The sequence below is a fragment of the Clostridiales bacterium FE2011 genome (assembly GCA_017569305.1).
Lineage (GTDB): Bacteria > Bacillota > Clostridia > Christensenellales > Aristaeellaceae > Aristaeella.
The window spans coordinates 2,826,653-2,849,433 of record CP069418.1; the positions used below are offsets into that span (position 1 = coordinate 2,826,653).

3 protein-coding genes are annotated in these 22,781 nt (G+C 53.9%); all 3 read left to right on the forward strand.

Features of this window, described 5'->3' with window-relative positions:
* Positions 1-26 precede the first annotated feature (26 nt).
* Genes JRC49_12815 through JRC49_12825 form a run of 3 tightly spaced genes read left to right on the forward strand, consistent with a single transcriptional unit; the run spans position 27 to position 22,777 of the window.
* Entirely contained in the window at positions 27-4,790 is a 4,764-nt protein-coding gene (locus JRC49_12815; GenBank protein ID QTE70665.1) for a Cna B-type domain-containing protein, read from the forward strand.
* The gene (locus JRC49_12820; protein ID QTE70666.1) at positions 4,741-18,768 is read left to right on the forward strand and encodes a Cna B-type domain-containing protein; all 14,028 of its coding nucleotides are present in this window, start codon (positions 4,741-4,743) and stop codon (positions 18,766-18,768) included. The genes JRC49_12815 and JRC49_12820 overlap by 50 nt, the downstream gene beginning before the upstream one ends.
* Before the next feature lie 40 nt (positions 18,769-18,808).
* Positions 18,809-22,777, forward strand: coding sequence for a Cna B-type domain-containing protein (locus JRC49_12825; GenBank protein QTE70667.1), 3,969 nt, complete (start codon positions 18,809-18,811; stop codon positions 22,775-22,777).
* Positions 22,778-22,781 lie beyond the last annotated feature (4 nt).

Below are 22,781 nucleotides of genomic sequence, written 5' to 3' on the forward strand. Positions count from 1 at the left end.
CAATCAGTGCGTTCGCTGATGCGGAAATGACGTATCAGAACGGGTTGCCTGTATCCATTGCGGAAGGTGCACTTACGCCACAGCAGATTTTGGGGTCTGCGGTTGAGTATGGTGTGGTCGCGAACAAGTATAAGCAGCAAGGCCACACCGAGACCAACTTTGCTGTCAAGCATTTCGAGCTCAACAACTCCCAGAGTATCGAAATCATGGGCAGCGGCAGCAACCCGATTCCCTTCTATATCGGGAAGCTGGATAACAACACCTATTTCTGGAACGGTGAAGCGACCAACGTTACGTTTGACGTGTACATCAACAAGAACCAGTCCAGCAAGGGACCAACCGACTCCAATGCCAACGTACGGTATTCCAGACCGCAGCCTCCGACAAATGTTTATCCGAAGGAACAGGGCGAGATCAACACATATGTGGATACACTGCTGAACCATCCGGTGCGTATGTCGGAACTCATGGCGCAGAAAACCACCTATACACCTACATTCCCGAATAATTCAAAAACGATCGACCTGACCGGCCCCGCGTTCAGCCAGGCGAAAAACGCTACCATCTACGTTGACTGCTCCAACATGAAGAACATCATGTCGCAGGACGGCTGGGAGATCATTAAATATGAAGGTCAGACCATAGTCTTCAACATGCCTGATTCCGGGAACTATGACATCAAGAAGTTCAAGGTTACGGTCAAAGACGCAAACGGGGGAACTGTTGTCAGCGGCCTGGAGAGCCGGACAATTGAAAAGGACGGAAACAAGGATCATAACGGTAAAGTAGAAAAGTACATCCTGAATCATATCGTATTCAATGCTTATAATGCCAGCAGCCTGTCCATCGATACTGCCGCGGGTATTTTCCTTGCGCCTAAAGCCACTGTGAATCAGAACAACGGTGCCGGTGCCGGCTGGGTTGTGACAAAGAAAGACTTCAATTCCACCGCTGAATGGCACTACTATTTCAAGGCCAGACATTATCACGCAGACGCCGGAAAGAATGTAAATGTCTCCAAGACATTTACTTACCAGGACGGCAGTGAACTGCCCGCCAACCTGAAGAACAAGGAATTCACCTTCAGGATGGATGAGGTAGACGAAAACACCTTCCAGATCAAGAACGGCAGCAGTGCCTATCACGCAACCGTGATCGGCAAAGCCGGTGAAAACATTGAATTCCCCAAGTTTAATGTTTACAACACAGATTTCAGGTGCAAACCCAACGGCGAGATCGAAGGCGACCAGAGGATCAACAAGTATTATGTCATCCAGGAAGCCGCAAGCGACGATGATTCGATCGTCACCGACGCTAAGAAGATCTATGTGAAGCTTGAAGCACATGGATATAATAAGGATCAGATCGACCTGAAGATCTCTTACTCTGAAGATCATCAGAACTGGATTGATCAAGCAACCGATGGTAACGTCGGCACCTTCAATAACTACAAGAAACAGTATACCGACGTCGAAGTCGAGAAGAAGTGGCAGAAGGCTGCATACAACGGTGAACAGATCACCTATGTTGATTCTACCGGCGAGCATACCGCTGACAGCGTTGAAGTGAAGCTGATTGCGGTCAAGTCCCTGCTGAAGCAGGGTCAGGGCCCGGTTGTGACGACGCAGCCCCAGGAAACATCCCAGGTCACGAGTCAACCGACTTCCCAGACGACTTCGACCACGAAGCCTACCGCTACACCTACACCCACACCCACGCCGAAGCCTACGCCCGTTCCTGTATATACTCTTCGTTTTGAAAGCTCTGACGATAGTTTGTCAGTCGAGTATAAATATAAGGGCGGTACAACTGTACAATTCTGGTTTGATAACGGTAATCAATGGTGGCATCCGTATGAAGGAATAAGATTAACCGGTGATGTCAATGGAACCATTGGAAATAATGGTAACAAGTTTACTATCACCATGAATTCCAATAAAACCATTAAATTGACACAGACCGGCAATAGCAACTGGGGCAATGTTGTTACTAATTCATTGCATTTATCACCTGCTGCAAACGGAAGCGCTTACACAACAGATGGTATAGAGGCGAAACAACTCAGAGCGTTTGATATTCGTTATCATATTGCTGCCAATGGCGTAAGTGACGTTAACTTCAAGTCTGCTTCAACCATCAGTTCTGTGCAGAATGGACTGAAGTCTGTTTCTGAGATTACTGGAGGAAAGGAATACACCGTTGTTGATACCCAGACGCTGAGTAAGGCCAACAACTGGAAGTATAAGTGGCAGAATCTGCCGAAACATTTCTATGACACAGACGGATCGATCTATACTCTTACCTATTATATAGTAGAAACTACCGCAACCGGCGCCGCCAGCAATTCCTACAGCGGAAACGGCACCGGCAAGGTAACGATTACCAATACGGAAGAAGAAACCTCCGTTACTGTTGCCAAGGAATGGGCTGACGCGGACAACCAGGATGGTATCCGTCCTGACAGCCTGACAGTCGACCTGATGAACGGTTCGACCAAGGTCGGTACCGTTACGCTGAACGCGTCGAATAACTGGTCTGCGACAATTGATCATCTTGCGAAGTATGAGAATGGACAGCTGATCACCTATACCTGGAGTGAACAGAACCTGCCCGCTGGTTATTCGCTGACAAACACTGATGAGAATGGAACAATAACCACCCTGAACAACAGCCATACACCGGAGAAGACCCAGGTTACGGTTACGAAGTCCTGGAATGACGCCAACAACCAGGATGGCTATCGTCCGTCCAGCGTTACGGTCAACCTGCTGGCTGACGGTACAAAGATTGGTTCCGTTGAGCTGAATGCAGGCAACAGCTGGACACATACCTGGACCGATCTGGACAAGTATGCCAACGGTACGGCTATTGACTATACGGTTACGGAAGACGCAGTAGCCAACTACACGACGGAGATTACAAAGGCTGCTGACGGAACCTTCACGTACACCGTCACAAATACCCATACAACCGAAAAGACGAAGGTCAAAGTGACCAAGGTTTGGGAAGACAGCGACAACAGGGACGGTTATCGTCCTGCCAGCGTGACTGTCAACCTGCTGGCTGACGGTACAAAGACAACGTCCATCGAACTGAATGAGGAAAATCACTGGACATTTGAGTGGAACAGCCTGCCGAAGAAGGCCGGTGGTAAGGACATTGATTACACGGTCACCGAAGATGCAGTTACGAACTACACGACCGAAATCACCAAAGCAGCGGATGGAAGCTTCACATACAATGTGAAGAATACCCTGGAGACGACCACTGTCAGCGGCCATAAGACATGGAACCTGAGAGGCGCTGATGCCAGCTATATCCCTGCAAGCATTACAGTCTATATCAAGAACGGTACACAGATTGTTGATACACTGAATGTAATCGCCGGGGAAAATAACAATTGGGAATACACGTCCAGAGAACTCCCGATGTATGAGGCTGACGGCACAACACTGATCAATTACACCGTCGATGAACAGATTCCGGACGGATTCGAAAAACGTGTTGACGGCAATGACATCACAAACAATCTGAAGACAACTAAAATCAGGGGCGAGAAGGCCTGGGAGCTGAAGGGCAACAGCACAGAACTGCTACCTGAAAAGATCACAGTCTATATCAAGGACGGCGATAAAACTGTTGAAACCCTTGAGGTAAGGCCTGGCTCTGAAGGAAGATGGAGCTTCGCTTCCAAGGATCTGCCGAAGTATCGCGCTGACGGTAAGACACTGATCAACTATACCGTCGATGAAGAACCTGTGCCCGGATTTGAGAAGGCTCTTAACGGGACGCAGATTACCAACACGCTGGAGACTGTGAAGATCACCGGCGAAAAGACCTGGGATATGCAGGGCTATGACGCAAGCCTCATGCCTGATCACATCACGGTGTACATCAAGAATGGTAACGACATTGTTGAGACGCTGACTGTCACGGCCGGCGAGGATAACAAGTGGAAGTTCTCTTCCAGCGACCTGCCGAAGTACGAGAAGGGCACCAAGGACGAGATCACCTACACGGTGGATGAAAAGGTACCCGAAGGCTTCAGCAAGGTAGTAACCGGCAACAACATTACAAACACCTACATTCCTAAGACAACGACCGTAAGCGGCGAAAAGGTCTGGAACCTGAAGGGTAACAGCAACGAGCTGCTGCCCGAAGAGATTACGGTCTACATCAAGGATGGCGACAAGACCGTTGAAACCCTGAAGGTCAAGGCCGGCGAAGACGGTAAGTGGACATTCACTTCCGGCACTCTGCCGAAGTACCGGGCAGACGGTAAGACCGAGATCGTCTACACAGCTGACGAAGAAGCGATCCCGGGCTTCGAGAAGGTCACCGAGGGCACCCGCATCACCAACACGCTGGAGACCGTGAAGATCACCGGCGAAAAGACCTGGGATATGCAGGGCTACGACGCAAGCCTCATGCCCGAGAGCATCACGGTCTACATCAAGAAGGGCAACGACACTGTTGAGACGCTGACTGTCACGGCCGGCGAGGATAACAAGTGGAAGTTCTCTTCCAGCGACCTGCCGAAGTACGAGAAGGGCACCAAGGACGAGATCACCTACACGGTGGATGAAAAGGTACCCGAAGGCTTCAGCAAGGTAGTAACCGGCAACAACATTACAAACACCTACATTCCTAAGACAACGACCGTAAGCGGCGAAAAGGTCTGGAACCTGAAGGGTAACAGCACTGAACTGCTGCCCGAAGAGATTACGGTCTACATCAAGGATGGCAGCAAGACCGTTGAAACTGACGGTGAAGGCCGGCACAGATGGTAAGTGGACATTCACTTCCGGCACTCTGCCGAAGTACCGGGCAGACGGTAAGACCGAGATCGTCTACACAGCTGACGAAGAAGCGATCCCGGGCTTCGAGAAGGTCACCGAGGGCACCCGCATCACCAACACGCTGGAGACCGTGAAGATCACCGGCGAAAAGACCTGGGATATGCAGGGCTACGACGCAAGCCTCATGCCCGAGAGCATCACGGTCTACATCAAGAAGGGCAACGACACTGTTGAGACGCTGACTGTCACGGCCGGCGAGGATAACAAGTGGAAGTTCTCTTCCAGCGACCTGCCGAAGTACGAGAAGGGCACCAAGGACGAGATCACCTACACGGTGGATGAAAAGGTACCCGAAGGCTTCAGCAAGGTAGTAACCGGCAACAACATTACAAACACCTACATTCCTAAGACAACGACCGTAAGCGGCGAAAAGGTCTGGAACCTGAAGGGTAACAGCACTGAACTGCTGCCCGAAGAGATTACGGTCTACATCAAGGATGGCAGCAAGACCGTTGAAACCCTGACGGTGAAGGCCGGCACAGATGGTAAGTGGACATTCACTTCCGGCACTCTGCCGAAGTACCGGGCAGACGGTAAGACCGAGATCGTCTACACAGCTGACGAAGAAGCGATCCCGGGCTTCGAGAAGGTTACCGAGGGCACCCGCATCACCAACACGCTGGAGACCGTGAAGATCACCGGCGAAAAGACCTGGGATATGCAGGGCTACGACGCAAGCCTCATGCCCGAGAGCATCACGGTCTACATCAAGAAGGGCAACGACACTGTTGAGACGCTGACTGTCACGGCCGGCGAGGATAACAAGTGGAAGTTCTCTTCCAGCGACCTGCCGAAGTACGAGAAGGGCACCAAGGACGAGATCACCTACACGGTGGATGAAAAGGTACCCGAAGGCTTCAGCAAGGTAGTAACCGGCAACAACATTACAAACACCTACATTCCTAAGACAACGACCGTAAGCGGCGAAAAGGTCTGGAACCTGAAGGGTAACAGCACTGAACTGCTGCCCGAAGAGATTACGGTCTACATCAAGGATGGCAGCAAGACCGTTGAAACCCTGACGGTGAAGGCCGGCACAGATGGTAAGTGGACATTCACTTCCGGCACTCTGCCGAAGTACCGGGCAGACGGTAAGACCGAGATCGTCTACACAGCTGACGAAGAAGCGATCCCGGGCTTCGAGAAGGTCACCGAGGGCACCCGCATCACCAACACGCTGGAGACCGTGAAGATCACCGGCGAAAAGACCTGGGATATGCAGGGCTACGACGCAAGCCTCATGCCCGAGAGCATCACGGTCTACATCAAGAAGGGCAACGACACTGTTGAGACGCTGACTGTCACGGCCGGCGAGGATAACAAGTGGAAGTTCTCTTCCAGCGACCTGCCGAAGTACGAGAAGGGCACCAAGGACGAGATCACCTACACGGTGGATGAAAAGGTACCCGAAGGCTTCAGCAAGGTAGTAACCGGCAACAACATTACAAACACCTACATTCCTAAGACAACGACCGTAAGCGGCGAAAAGGTCTGGAACCTGAAGGGTAACAGCACTGAACTGCTGCCCGAAGAGATTACGGTCTACATCAAGGATGGCAGCAAGACCGTTGAAACCCTGACGGTGAAGGCCGGCACAGATGGTAAGTGGACATTCACTTCCGGCACTCTGCCGAAGTACCGGGCAGACGGTAAGACCGAGATCGTCTACACAGCTGACGAAGAAGCGATCCCGGGCTTCGAGAAGGTCACCGAGGGCACCCGCATCACCAACACGCTGGAGACCGTGAAGATCACCGGCGAAAAGACCTGGGATATGCAGGGCTACGACGCAAGCCTCATGCCCGAGAGCATCACGGTCTACATCAAGAAGGGCAACGACACTGTTGAGACGCTGACTGTCACGGTCGGCGAGGATAACAAGTGGAAGTTCTCTTCCAGCGACCTGCCGAAGTACGAGAAGGGCACCAAGGACGAGATCACCTACACGGTGGATGAAAAGGTACCCGAAGGCTTCAGCAAGGTAGTAACCGGCAACAACATTACAAACACCTACATTCCTAAGACAACGACCGTAAGCGGCGAAAAGGTCTGGAACCTGAAGGGTAACAGCACTGAACTGCTGCCCGAAGAGATTACGGTCTACATCAAGGATGGCGACAAGACCGTCGACACCCTGACGGTGAAGGCCGGCACCGACGGCAAGTGGAGCTTCACCTCCAAGGATCTGGCGAAATACCGCGCAGACGGCAAGACAGCTATCAACTACACAGTTGAAGAAGAAGAAATTCCCGGTTTCGACAAAGTTATCAGCGGAACCCGTGTTACGAATACGCTGAAGACGACAGACGTTTCTGTTGAGAAGATCTGGGATGACAATGACGACAAGAACCACAGCCGGCCTGAAAAGGTAATGGTCCAGCTGAAGGCAAACGGTAAGGATCTTGGAGATGCTGTTGAGCTGAATGCAAAGAATAGCTGGAAGTATACCTGGACGAACCTGGTCAAGCTTGATAACAATACTGAAATCCAGTATACGGTAACCGAAGCTCAGGTTCCCGGATATAAGGCTCCTGTCATCACCAAGGTGTCCGGTAACGAATGGGCTTACACCATTACGAACAGCATTACCGAAGTGAAGGTCAACAAGGTTGACATTGCTGACGGTAAAGAGCTGGAAGGCGCACATATCCAGATTATCGACAAGGATGGCAAGGTCGTTGAAGAGTGGACATCCACGAAGGATATCCATGAAGTATACGGTCTGCACACCGGCGAAACCTACACCCTGAAGGAGACCGTGGCGCCCCTGGGCTACACGATCGTTACGGAAACCACCTTCGTGATCGATGCAACCGGTAAGGTAACGACTACCGGCACTATGACCGAAGACGGAGTGATCCTGGTTGAAGATACGCTGACTGAAGTGAAGGTCAGCAAGGTGGATATTGCCAACGGCGCAGAGCTGGAAGGCGCGCATATCCAGATCATCGACAAGGACGGCAAGGTCGTTGAAGAGTGGAACTCCACGAAGGACGTCCATGAAGTGAAGGGCCTGCATACCGGCGAGACCTACACCCTGAAGGAGACCGTCGCGCCTCTGGGCTACACGATCGCTACAGACACCACCTTTGTGATCGACACAACCGGTAAGGTAACGACTACCGGCACTATGACCGAGGGCGGAGTCATCCTGGTCGAAGATACGATCACCAAGGTGAAGGTCAGCAAGATCGATATCACCAATGAAAAGGAACTGCCTGGTGCGACCATGCAGATCCTGGATGCGGAAGACAAGGTCATCAAGACCTGGGTTTCCGGCAACGAACCGTATTATGTGGAAGGTCTGCAGACCGGCGTAACATATAAGCTGGTTGAGACCATCGCTCCGGATGGATATACCATCGCAAGCGTGACGACCTTCAGCATTGATACAAAGGGTAACGTCACAAGCAGCGGCACACACAGCAAGGACAAAGACGGCATCGAAGTGCTTGTTGTTGAAGACGACAAGACGCATATCTCCGTAAGCAAGCGCGACATCACCAAGGGTGATGAAGAACTGCCCGGCGCGACGCTGCAGATCCTGGACAAGGATGAAAACGTCGTGAAGGAATGGGTGTCCGGCGACAAGCCCGAAGTCATCGAAGGCCTGAAGACGGGTGTGGAATACACACTGCGTGAGACGCTGGCTCCCGACGGATACCTGATTACAAGCGATACCACATTCAGCATTGACGAGAACGGCGATGTGACGAGCACCGGCACGACGAGCACAGACGACAAGGGCAGGCCCGTTCTGGTTGTGAACGACAAGCCCGTGCACGTGGAAGTTAAGAAGACCGATATCGCAAGCGGCAAGGAAGTCAAGGGTGCACACCTGGTTGTGACCGACGCTGAAGGCAAGACCGTTGACGAGTGGGTGTCCGAAGACAAGGGCAGTCACGTGATCAAGGGCCTGAAGACCGGCGTAGAATACACGCTGAGTGAGACCGTCGCACCTGACGGCTATCTCGTAACAACCGATATCACCTTCACTGTGGCAACCGACGGCACAGTGACCACGACAGGGAAGAAGACCACCGACGCCAATGGCAACACGGTCATCCTGGTCGAGGATACAATCACGAAGGTGAAAGTCAGCAAGACCGACATCACCAACGGCGACGAAGAACTGCCTGGCGCAACCCTGAAGATTCTGGACGCTGAAGGCAATGAGGTTGAGACCTGGGTCTCCGGTACCGAACCGTACTATGTGGAAGGCCTGAAGACGGGCGTACAGTACAAGCTGGTTGAGACCATCGCTCCCGACGGCTATACCATCACCAGCGAGACCGTCTTCTCCATCGACGCTGAAACCGGCAAGGTAACCAGCACCGGCACAATCAGCAAGGACGATAAGGGTGTTGAGATCCTGGTCGTCAACGACAGCAAGACCCACATCTCTGTGAGCAAGCGCGACATCACCAAGGGTGATGAAGAACTGCCCGGCGCGACGCTGCAGATCCTGGACAAGGACGAAAACGTCGTGAAGGAATGGGTGTCCGGCGACAAGCCCGAAGTCATCGAAGGCCTGAAGACGGGCGTTGAATACACGCTGCGTGAGACGCTGGCTCCCGACGGATATACGATTACCAGCGATACCACATTCAGCATTGACGAGAACGGCGATGTGACGAGCAGCGGCACGACCACAACGGACAAAGAAGGCAAGCCCGTCCTGGTAGTGAACGACAAGCCCGTCCACGTAGAAGTTAAGAAGACCGACATCGCCAACGGCAAGGAAGTGGCCGGTGCACACCTGGTCGTGACCGACGCTGAGGGCAACAAGGTAGACGAGTGGGTGTCCGAAGATAACGGCAGCCACCTGATCAAGGGCCTGAAGACCGGCGTAGAATACACGCTGAGTGAGACCGTCGCACCTGACGGCTATCTCGTAACAACCGATATCACCTTCACTGTGGCAACCGACGGCACAGTGACCACGACAGGGAAGAAGACCACCGACGCCAATGGCAACACGGTTATCCTGGTCGAGGATACGATCACCAAGGTGAAGGTCAGCAAGACCGACATCACCAACGGCGACGAAGAACTGCCTGGCGCAACCCTGAAGATTCTGGACGCTGAAGGCAATGAGGTTGAGACCTGGGTCTCCGGTACCGAACAGTACTATGTGGAAGGCCTGAAGACGGGCGTACAGTACAAGCTGGTTGAGACCATCGCTCCCGACGGCTACACGATCACCAGTGAGACCGTCTTCTCCATCGACGCTGAAACCGGCAAGGTAACCAGCACCGGTACGGTCAGCAAGGACGATAAGGGTGTTGAGATCCTGGTCGTCAACGACAGCAAGACCCACATCTCTGTGAGCAAGCGCGACATCACCAAGGGTGATGAAGAACTGCCCGGCGCGACGCTGCAGATCCTGGACAAGGACGAAAACGTCGTGAAGGAATGGGTGTCCGGCGACAAGCCCGAAGTCATTGAAGGCCTGAAGACGGGCGTTGAATACACGCTGCGTGAGACGCTGGCTCCCGACGGATATACGATTACCAGCGATACTATCTTCAGCATTGACGAGAACGGCAATGTGACCAGCAGCGGCACGACCACAACGGACAAAGAAGGCAAGCCCGTCCTGGTAGTGAACGACAAGCCCGTCCACGTGGAAGTTAAGAAGACCGACATCGCCAACGGCAAGGAAGTTGCGGGAGCACACCTGGTTGTTAAGGATGCGGAAGAGAAGATCGTTGACGAGTGGGTGTCCGAGGACAACGGCAGCCACCTGATCAAGGGTCTGAAGACCGGCGTTGAATACACGCTGAGTGAGACCGTCGCACCTGACGGCTATCTCGTAACAACCGATATCACCTTCACTGTGGCAACCGACGGCACAGTGACCACGACAGGGAAGAAGACCACCGACGCCAATGGCAACACGGTTATCCTGGTCGAGGATACGATTACCAAGGTGAAGGTCAGCAAGACCGACATCACCAACGGTGACGAAGAACTGCCTGGCGCAACCCTGAAGATTCTGGACGCTGAAGGCAATGAGGTTGAGACCTGGGTCTCCGGTACCGAACCGTACTATGTGGAAGGCCTGAAGACGGGCGTACAGTACAAGCTGGTTGAGACCATCGCTCCCGACGGCTACACGATCACCAGTGAGACCGTCTTCTCCATCGACGCTGAAACCGGCAAGGTAACCAGCACCGGTACGGTCAGCAAGGACGATAAGGGTGTTGAGATCCTGGTCGTCAACGACAGCAAGACCCACATCTCTGTGAGCAAGCGCGACATCACCAAGGGTGATGAAGAACTGCCCGGCGCGACGCTGCAGATCCTGGACAAGGACGAAAACGTCGTGAAGGAATGGGTGTCCGGCGACAAGCCCGAAGTCATTGAAGGCCTGAAGACGGGCGTTGAATACACGCTGCGTGAGACGCTGGCTCCCGACGGATATACGATTACCAGCGATACTATCTTCAGCATTGACGAGAACGGCAATGTGACCAGCAGCGGCACGACCACAACGGACAAAGAAGGCAAGCCCGTCCTGGTAGTGAACGACAAGCCCGTCCACGTGGAAGTTAAGAAGACCGACATCGCCAACGGCAAGGAAGTTGCGGGAGCACACCTGGTTGTTAAGGATGCGGAAGAGAAGATCGTTGACGAGTGGGTGTCCGAGGACAACGGCAGCCACCTGATCAAGGGTCTGAAGACCGGCGTTGAATACACGCTGAGTGAGACCGTCGCACCTGACGGCTATCTCGTAACAACCGATATCACCTTCACTGTGGCAACCGACGGCACAGTGACCACGACAGGGAAGAAGACCACCGACGCCAATGGCAACACGGTTATCCTGGTCGAGGATACGATCACCAAGGTGAAGGTCAGCAAGACCGACATCACCAACGGTGACGAAGAACTGCCTGGCGCAACCCTGAAGATTCTGGACGCTGAAGGCAATGAGGTTGAGACCTGGGTCTCCGGTACCGAACCGTACTATGTGGAAGGCCTGAAGACGGGCGTACAGTACAAGCTGGTTGAGACCATCGCTCCCGACGGCTACACCATCACCAGCGAGACCGTCTTCTCCATCGACGCTGAAACCGGCAAGGTAACCAGCACCGGTACGGTCAGCAAGGACGATAAGGGTGTTGAGATCCTGGTCGTCAACGACAGCAAGACCCACATCTCCGTAAGCAAGCGCGACATCACCAAGGGTGATGAAGAACTGCCCGGCGCGACGCTGCAGATCCTGGACAAGGACGAAAACGTCGTGAAGGAATGGGTGTCCGGCGAAAAGCCTGAAGTCATTGAAGGCCTGAAGACGGGCGTTGAATACACGCTGCGTGAGACGCTGGCTCCCGACGGATACCTGATTACAAGCGATACCACATTCAGCATTGACGAGAACGGCAATGTGACGAGCAGCGGCACGACCACAACGGACAAAGAAGGCAAGCCCGTTCTGGTAGTGAACGATAAGCCTGTCCATGTTGAAGTGAAGAAGACCGACATCGCCAACGGCAAGGAAGTTGCGGGAGCACACCTGGTTGTTAAGGATGCGGAAGAGAAGATCGTTGACGAGTGGGTGTCCGAGGACAACGGCAGCCACCTGATCAAGGGTCTGAAGACCGGCGTTGAATACACGCTGAGTGAGACCGTCGCACCTGACGGCTATCTCGTAACAACCGATATCACCTTCACTGTGGCAACCGACGGCACAGTGACCACGACAGGGAAGAAGACCACCGACGCCAATGGCAACACGGTTATCCTGGTCGAGGATACGATCACCAAGGTGAAGGTCAGCAAGACCGACATCACCAACGGTGACGAAGAACTGCCTGGCGCAACCCTGAAGATTCTGGACGCTGAAGGCAATGAGGTTGAGACCTGGGTCTCCGGTACCGAACCGTACTATGTGGAAGGCCTGAAGACGGGCGTACAGTACAAGCTGGTTGAGACCATCGCTCCCGACGGCTACACCATCACCAGCGAGACCGTCTTCTCCATTGACGCTGAAACTGGCAAGGTAACCAGCACCGGCACAGTCAGCAAGGACGAGAACGGTGTTGAGATCCTGGTTGTGAACGACAGCAAGACCCATATCTCCGTAAGCAAGCGCGACATCACCAAGGGTGATGAAGAACTGCCCGGCGCGACGCTGCAGATCCTGGACAAGGACGAAAACGTCGTGAAGGAATGGGTGTCCGGCGACAAGCCCGAAGTCATTGAAGGCCTGAAGACGGGCGTTGAATACACGCTGCGTGAGACGCTGGCTCCCGACGGATATACGATTACCAGCGATACTATCTTCAGCATTGACGAGAACGGCGATGTGACGAGCAGCGGCACGACCACAACGGACAAAGAAGGCAAGCCCGTCCTGGTAGTGAACGACAAGCCCGTCCACGTAGAAGTTAAGAAGACCGACATCGCCAACGGCAAGGAAGTGGCCGGTGCACACCTGGTCGTGACCGACGCTGAGGGCAACAAGGTAGACGAGTGGGTGTCCGAAGATAACGGCAGCCACCTGATCAAGGGTCTGAAGACCGGCGTTGAATACACGCTGAGTGAGACCGTCGCACCTGACGGCTATCTCGTAACAACCGATATCACCTTCACTGTGGCAACCGACGGCACAGTGACCACGACAGGGAAGAAGACCACCGACGCCAATGGCAACACGGTTATCCTGGTCGAGGATACGATCACCAAGGTGAAGGTCAGCAAGACCGACATCACCAACGGTGACGAAGAACTGCCTGGCGCAACCCTGAAGATTCTGGACGCTGAAGGCAATGAGGTTGAGACCTGGGTCTCCGGTACCGAACCGTACTATGTGGAAGGCCTGAAGACGGGCGTACAGTACAAGCTGGTTGAGACCATCGCTCCCGACGGCTACACCATCACCAGCGAGACCGTCTTCTCCATTGACGCTGAAACTGGCAAGGTAACCAGCACCGGCACAGTCAGCAAGGACGAGAACGGTGTTGAGATCCTGGTTGTGAACGACAGCAAGACCCATATCTCCGTAAGCAAGCGCGACATCACCAAGGGTGATGAAGAACTGCCCGGCGCGACGCTGCAGATCCTGGACAAGGACGAAAACGTCGTGAAGGAATGGGTGTCCGGCGACAAGCCCGAAGTCATTGAAGGCCTGAAGACGGGCGTTGAATACACGCTGCGTGAGACGCTGGCTCCCGACGGATATACGATTACCAGCGATACTATCTTCAGCATTGACGAGAACGGCGATGTGACGAGCAGCGGCACGACCACAACGGACAAAGAAGGCAAGCCCGTCCTGGTAGTGAACGACAAGCCCGTCCACGTAGAAGTTAAGAAGACCGACATCGCCAACGGCAAGGAAGTGGCCGGTGCACACCTGGTCGTGACCGACGCTGAGGGCAACAAGGTAGACGAGTGGGTGTCCGAAGATAACGGCAGCCACCTGATCAAGGGCCTGAAGACCGGCGTAGAATACACGCTGAGTGAGACCGTCGCACCTGACGGCTATCTCGTAACAACCGATATCACCTTCACTGTGGCAACCGACGGCACAGTGACCACGACAGGGAAGAAGACCACCGACGCCAATGGCAACACGGTTATCCTGGTCGAGGATACGATCACCAAGGTGAAGGTCAGCAAGACCGACATCACCAACGGCGACGAAGAACTGCCTGGCGCAACCCTGAAGATTCTGGACGCTGAAGGCAATGAGGTTGAGACCTGGGTCTCCGGTACCGAACCGTACTATGTGGAAGGCCTGAAGACGGGCGTACAGTACAAGCTGGTTGAGACCATCGCTCCCGACGGCTACACGATCACCAGTGAGACCGTCTTCTCCATCGACGCTGAAACCGGCAAGGTAACCAGCACCGGTACGGTCAGCAAGGACGATAAGGGTGTTGAGATCCTGGTCGTCAACGACAGCAAGACCCACATCTCTGTGAGCAAGCGCGACATCACCAAGGGTGATGAAGAACTGCCCGGCGCGACGCTGCAGATCCTGGACAAGGACGAAAACGTCGTGAAGGAATGGGTGTCCGGCGACAAGCCCGAAGTCATTGAAGGCCTGAAGACGGGCGTTGAATACACGCTGCGTGAGACGCTGGCTCCCGACGGATATACGATTACCAGCGATACTATCTTCAGCATTGACGAGAACGGCGATGTGACGAGCAGCGGCACGACCACAACGGACAAAGAAGGCAAGCCCGTCCTGGTAGTGAACGACAAGCCCGTCCACGTAGAAGTTAAGAAGACCGACATCGCCAACGGCAAGGAAGTGGCCGGTGCACACCTGGTCGTGACCGACGCTGAGGGCAACAAGGTAGACGAGTGGGTGTCCGAAGATAACGGCAGCCACCTGATCAAGGGCCTGAAGACCGGCGTAGAATACACGCTGAGTGAGACCGTCGCACCTGACGGCTATCTCGTAACAACCGATATCACCTTCACTGTGGCAACCGACGGCACAGTGACCACGACAGGGAAGAAGACCACCGACGCCAATGGCAACACGGTTATCCTGGTCGAGGATACGATCACCAAGGTGAAGGTCAGCAAGACCGACATCACCAACGGCGACGAAGAACTGCCTGGCGCAACCCTGAAGATTCTGGACGCTGAAGGCAATGAGGTTGAGACCTGGGTCTCCGGTACCGAACCGTACTATGTGGAAGGCCTGAAGACGGGCGTACAGTACAAGCTGGTTGAGACCATCGCTCCCGACGGCTATACCATCACCAGCGAGACCGTCTTCTCCATCGACGCTGAAACCGGCAAGGTAACCAGCACCGGCACAATCAGCAAGGATGAGAACGGTGTTGAGATCCTGGTCGTAAACGACAGTAAGACCCATGTGAGCATCAGCAAGGTTGCTATTACCGGCGATGAAGAACTGCCCGGAGCGGAAATCAAGCTGTTGCGTGCTGCCGGTGAGAATGAGCCGGAAGACGCAGACTTCTATGGTGAAAACAATGAATATGTGATCGTCGAAGAGTGGATCTCCACGAACAAAGCACATGAAATCGAAGGCCTGAAAACGGGCGTCGAGTACACGCTGCGTGAGACGATCGCACCGAAGGGATATACCATTGCAGCAGATACGACGTTCACGATCGACGAGACCGGTAAGGTCACGGCGAACGGAACCAAGGTTGATGGCGGTCATATCCTGATTAAGGACGCTCCGACGCATATCGAAGTCAAGAAGACGGATGTTGTCAGCGGTGCTGAAGTTGAAGGCGCTCATATCCAGATCCTGAACTCCGAAGGCAAAGTGGTTGACGAGTGGGATTCCACGAAGGAAGCGCATATTGTTGAAGGCCTGCTGGTCGGAGAAGTGTATACGCTGCACGAAACAATCGCTCCCAAGGATTATGCGATTACAAGCGATACCACCTTCAGCATTGACGCTAACGGCAAGGTGTCCGGCAGTGCCACCATCACCACTGACGCGAATGGTAAGACTATCATCCTGGTAGAAGATGACATGCTGACCTCCGTAACTGTGAAGAAGGTCTGGGACGACGCTGGTAACCAGGACGGCAAGCGGCCGGAGAGCCTGACGGTGACACTGATGGCTGACGGCAAAGAAACCAATAAGACCGTTACGCTGAATGACGCCAATGGTTGGACTGCAACGATTAACAATCTGCGAAAGTATGCCAACAAGACAGAGATCGTATACTCCTGGTCTGAAGAAGAACTGCCGGATGGTTATGTTCTGACGGGCGAAGCTGTTGAGGGCACGATTACAACACTGACCAACAGCTATGAAACAGAAGAAACCGAAGCAACAGTCAAGAAGGTATGGAACGATAAGAAGAACCAGGATGGTATCCGTCCTGAAAGCCTGACTGTGAAACTCCAGGCGAATAACGTGGATACCGGAAAGACTGTAACGCTGAACGAGCAGAACGGCTGGCAGGCAACAATCAAGAACCTGCCGAAGTTCGACAACGGCAACGTGATTGACTACACCTGGGTTGAAGATGAAGCGGGACTGCCGACTGGCTACACGCTGACGAACAGCCATAAGGAAGGTACGATCACTACACTGACAAACAGCTATACTACCAAGGAAACCGAGATCGAAGTTACCAAGAAGTGGAACGACACAGACAACCAGGACGGCAAACGGCCTGAGCAGATTGTTGTAACGCTGACCGGTACGATCCCGGGCGCCGCCGAGGGTGAAACGAAGGAAGTTTACACGAATACCCAGATCATCAAGGCGGACAAGGATGGCAAGTGGAGCTATAAGTGGTCGAAGCTGGACGTGAATGCGGAAGGCCAGGAGATTACCTATGCGGTCACTGAAGCGGCTATTGATGAATATACTGCGAGCATCGGTGAACTGAAGGAAGTCAAGGATGGCAACCGGATTACCGGATATGTTGTTGAGATTACCAACAGCCATACCACTGAAGAGACCTACGTCAATGTGACGAAGGTCTGGAACGATAACAACAATAAGGAAGGCTTCCGTCCTGATAAGGTAACGGTCCAGCTGAAGAAGGGCAGCGAAGTTATCGACAGCGCTGAACTGAATGAAAAGAATCACTGGACACACGCCTGGAGCGGACTGGCTAAGTTCGACAACGGAGAAAAGATTATCTACACGGTTACCGAAGCACAGGTGCCGGGCTACAGCGCGCCTGTCATCACGCAGGTAAGCGATACAGAGTTCGAGTACACCGTAACGAACAGCCGCGAATACAAAGAGACTGAAGCGACCGTACTGAAGGTATGGAACGATTCTGAAAATCGTGATAACACCCGTCCGGAAGAGCTGAAGGTCAAACTGAGCAATGGTACTGTTGTCACGCTGAATGCCAAGAATAACTGGACTGAAACAGTCAGGAATCTGCCCAAGTATGCTGATGGCAAGGAAATCAGTTATACCTGGACAGAGGAACAGGTACCTGCTGGCTATAAGCTCGATGGCAGCAGTCAGAACGGCACTATCACCACAATCACGAACACGCTGGAGACCGTGAAGATCAACGGCGAGAAGAAGTGGGATATGAAGGGCTACAGCGAAGAGCTGATGCCCGAAAGCATCAAGGTTCTGATTAAGAACGGCGAAGCGACAGTTGACGAGCTGACCGTAACAGCGGGTGAGGACAAGAGCTGGAAGTTCGAGTCCAGAGACCTGCCGAAGTACGAAGCAGACGGCAAGACCGAGATCGAATACACCGTGGACGAAGAAGTCCCGGCCGGATTCGATAAGGTTGTGACCGGCACCACCATTACCAACACCTACAAGCCTGGTACAACGACCGTAAGCGGCCAGAAGGTCTGGAACCTGAAGGGTAACAGCGAAGACCTGCTGCCGGAGAGCATCACGGTCTACATCAAGGACGGCGAGAGCATCGTTGACACGCTGACCGTAAAGGCCGGAGTGAACAAGGATTGGAGCTTCACGTCCAAGGTACTGCCGAAGTACCGCGCAGACGGCAAGACTGAAATCAACTACACAGTTGAAGAAGTTGCTGTGCCCGGCTTCGCAAAGGTCATCGAAGGCACCCGCATCACGAACACGCTGGAGACCGTGAAGATCAACGGCGAGAAGAAGTGGGATATGAAGGGCTACAGCGAAGAGCTGATGCCCGAAAGCATCAAGGTTCTGATCAAGAACGGCGAAGCGACAGTTGACGAGCTGACCGTAACAGCGGGTGAGGACAAGAGCTGGAAGTTCGAGTCCAGAGACCTGCCGAAGTACGAAGCAGACGGCGAGACCGAGATCGAATACACCGTGGACGAAGAAGTCCCGGCCGGATTCGATAAGGTTGTGACCGGCACCACCATTACCAACACCTACAAGCCTGGTACAACGACCGTAAGCGGCCAGAAGGTCTGGAACCTGAAGGGTAACAGCGAAGACCTGCTGCCGGAGAGCATCACGGTCTACACATGACGGCGAGAGCATCGTTGACACGCTGACCGTAAAGGCCGGAGTGAACAAGGATTGGAGCTTCACGTCCAAGGTACTGCCGAAGTACCGCGCAGACGGCAAGACTGAAATCAACTATACAGTTGAAGAAGTTGCTGTGCCCGGCTTCGCAAAGGTCATCGAAGGCACCCGCATCACGAACACGCTGGAGACCGTGAAGATCAACGGCGAGAAGAAGTGGGATATGAAGGGCTACAGCGAGGAGCTGATGCCCGAAAGCATCAAGGTTCTGATTAAGAACGGCGAAGCGACAGTTGACGAGCTGACCGTAACAGCGGGTGAGGACAAGAGCTGGAAGTTCGAGTCCAGAGACCTGCCGAAGTACGAAGCAGACGGCAAGACCGAGATCGAATACACCGTGGACGAAGAAGTCCCGGCCGGATTCGATAAGGTTGTGACCGGCACCACCATTACCAACACCTACAAGCCTGGTACAACGACCGTAAGCGGCCAGAAGGTCTGGAACCTGAAGGGTAACAACGAAGACCTGCTGCCGGAGAGCATCACGGTCTACATCAAGGACGGCGAGAGCATCGTTGACACGCTGACCGTAAAGGCCGGAGTGAGCAAGGATTGGAGCTTCACGTCCAAGGTACTGCCGAAGTACCGCGCAGACGGCAAGACTGAAATCAACTACACAGTTGAAGAAGTTGCTGTGCCCGGCTTCGCAAAGGTCATCGAAGGCACCCGTATCACGAACACGCTGGAGACCGTGAAGATCAACGGCGAGAAGAAGTGGGATATGAAGGGCTACAGCGAAGAGCTGATGCCCGAAAGCATCAAGGTTCTGATCAAGAACGGCGAAGCGACAGTTGACGAGCTGACCGTAACAGCGGGTGAGGACAAGAGCTGGAAGTTCGAGTCCAGAGACCTGCCGAAGTACGAAGCAGACGGCGAGACCGAGATCGAATACACCGTGGACGAAGAAGTCCCGGCCGGATTCGATAAGGTTGTGACCGGCACCACCATTACCAACACCTACAAGCCTGGTATAACGACCGTAAGCGGCCAGAAGGTCTGGAACCTGAAGGGTAACAGCGAAGACCTGCTGCCGGAGAGCATCACGGTCTACATCAAGGACGGCGAGAGCATCGTTGACACGCTGACCGTAAAGGCCGGAGTGAACAAGGATTGGAGCTTCACGTCCAAGGTACTGCCGAAGTACCGCGCAGACGGCAAGACTGAAATCAACTACACAGTTGAAGAAGTTGCTGTGCCCGGCTTCGCAAAGGTCATCGAAGGCACCCGCATCACGAACACGCTGGAGACCGTGAAGATCAACGGCGAGAAGAAGTGGGATATGAAGGGCTACAGCGAAGAGCTGATGCCCGAGAGCATCAAGGTTCTGATTAAGAACGGCGAAGCGACAGTTGACGAGCTGACCGTAACAGCGGGTGAGGACAAGAGCTGGAAGTTCGAGTCCAGAGACCTGCCGAAGTACGAAGCAGACGGCAAGACCGAGATCGAATACACCGTGGACGAAGAAGTCCCGGCCGGATTCGATAAGGTTGTGACCGGCACCACCATTACCAACACCTACAAGCCTGGTACAACGACCGTAAGCGGCCAGAAGGTCTGGAACCTGAAGGGTAACAGCGAAGACCTGCTGCCGGAGAGCATCACGGTCTACATCAAGGACGGCGAGAGCATCGTTGACACGCTGACCGTAAAGGCCGGAGTGAACAAGGATTGGAGCTTCACGTCCAAGGTACTGCCGAAGTACCGCGCAGACGGCAAGACTGAAATCAACTACACAGTTGAAGAAGTTGCTGTGCCCGGCTTCGCAAAGGTCATCGAAGGCACCCGTATCACGAACACGCTGGAGACCGTGAAGATCAACGGCGAGAAGAAGTGGGATATGAAGGGCTACAGCGAAGAGCTGATGCCCGAAAGCATCAAGGTTCTGATTAAGAACGGCGAAGCGACAGTTGACGAGCTGACCGTAACAGCGGGTGAGGACAAGAGCTGGAAGTTCGAGTCCAGAGACCTGCCGAAGTACGAAGCAGACGGCAAGACCGAGATCGAATACACCGTGGACGAAGAAGTCCCGGCCGGATTCGATAAGGTTGTGACCGGCACCACCATTACCAACACCTACAAGCCTGGTACAACGACCGTAAGCGGCCAGAAGGTCTGGAACCTGAAGGGTAACAGCGAAGACCTGCTGCCGGAGAGCATCACGGTCTACATCAAGGACGGCGAGAGCATCGTTGACACGCTGACCGTAAAGGCCGGAGTGAACAAGGATTGGAGCTTCACGTCCAAGGTACTGCCGAAGTACCGCGCAGACGGCAAGACTGAAATCAACTACACAGTTGAAGAAGTTGCTGTGCCCGGCTTCGCAAAGGTCATCGAAGGCACCCGCATCACGAACACGCTGGAGACCGTAAAGATCAACGGCGAGAAGAAGTGGGATATGAAGGGCTACAGCGAAGAGCTGATGCCCGAAAGCATCAAGGTTCTGATCAAGAACGGCGAAGCGACAGTTGACGAGCTGACCGTAACAGCGGGTGAGGACAAGAGCTGGAAGTTCGAGTCCAGAGACCTGCCGAAGTACGAAGCAGACGGCGAGACCGAGATCGAATACACCGTGGACGAAGAAGTCCCGGCCGGATTCGATAAGGTTGTGACCGGCACCACCATTACCAACACCTACAAGCCTGGTACAACGACCGTAAGCGGCCAGAAGGTCTGGAACCTGAAGGGTAACAGCGAAGACCTGCTGCCGGAGAGCATCACGGTCTACATCAAGGACGGCGAGAGCATCGTTGACACGCTGACCGTAAAGGCCGGAGTGAACAAGGATTGGAGCTTCACGTCCAAGGTACTGCCGAAGTACCGCGCAGACGGCAAGACTGAAATCAACTACACAGTTGAAGAAGTTGCTGTGCCCGGCTTCGCGAAGGTCATCGAAGGCACCCGCATCACGAACACGCTGGAGACCGTAAAGATCAACGGCGAGAAGAAGTGGGATATGAAGGGCTACAGCGAAGAGCTGATGCCCGAAAGCATCAAGGTTCTGATTAAGAACGGCGAAGCGACAGTTGACGAGCTGACCGTAACAGCGGGTGAGGACAAGAGCTGGAAGTTCGAGTCCAGAGACCTGCCGAAGTACGAAGCAGACGGCAAGACCGAGATCGAATACACCGTGGACGAAGAAGTCCCGGCCGGATTCGATAAGGTTGTGACCGGCACCACCATTACCAATACCTACAAGCCTGGTACAACGACCGTAAGCGGCCAGAAGGTCTGGAACCTGAAGGGTAACAGCGAAGACCTGCTGCCGGAGAGCATCACGGTCTACATCAAGGACGGCGAGAGCATCGTTGACACGCTGACCGTAAAGGCCGGAGTGAACAAGGATTGGAGCTTCACGTCCAAGGTACTGCCGAAGTACCGCGCAGACGGCAAGACTGAAATCAACTACACAGTTGAAGAAGTTGCTGTGCCCGGCTTCGCAAAGGTCATCGAAGGCACCCGCATCACGAACACGCTGGAGACCGTAAAGATCAACGGCGAGAAGAAGTGGGATATGAAGGGCTACAGCGAAGAGCTGATGCCCGAAAGCATCAAGGTTCTGATTAAGAACGGCGAAGCGACAGTTGACGAGCTGACCGTAACAGCGGGTGAGGACAAGAGCTGGAAGTTCGAGTCCAGAGACCTGCCGAAGTACGAAGCAGACGGCAAGACCGAGATCGAATACACCGTGGACGAAGAAGTCCCGGCCGGATTCGATAAGGTTGTGACCGGCACCACCATTACCAACACCTACAAGCCTGGTACAACGACCGTAAGCGGCCAGAAGGTCTGGAACCTGAAGGGTAACAACGAAGACCTGCTGCCGGAGAGCATCACGGTCTACATCAAGGACGGCGAGAGCATCGTTGACACGCTGACCGTAAAGGCCGGAGTGAACAAGGATTGGAGCTTCACGTCCAAGGTACTGCCGAAGTACCGCGCAGACGGCAACTGAAATC

What these genes read in the sequence shown, in the direction of transcription:
- JRC49_12815 (QTE70665.1), top strand. Translation starts at nt 27, where the DNA reads ATGACGTATCAGAACGGGTTGCCTGTATCCATTGCGGAAGGTGCACTT.
- JRC49_12820 (QTE70666.1), top strand. Translation starts at nt 4,741, where the DNA reads ATGGCAGCAAGACCGTTGAAACTGACGGTGAAGGCCGGCACAGATGGT.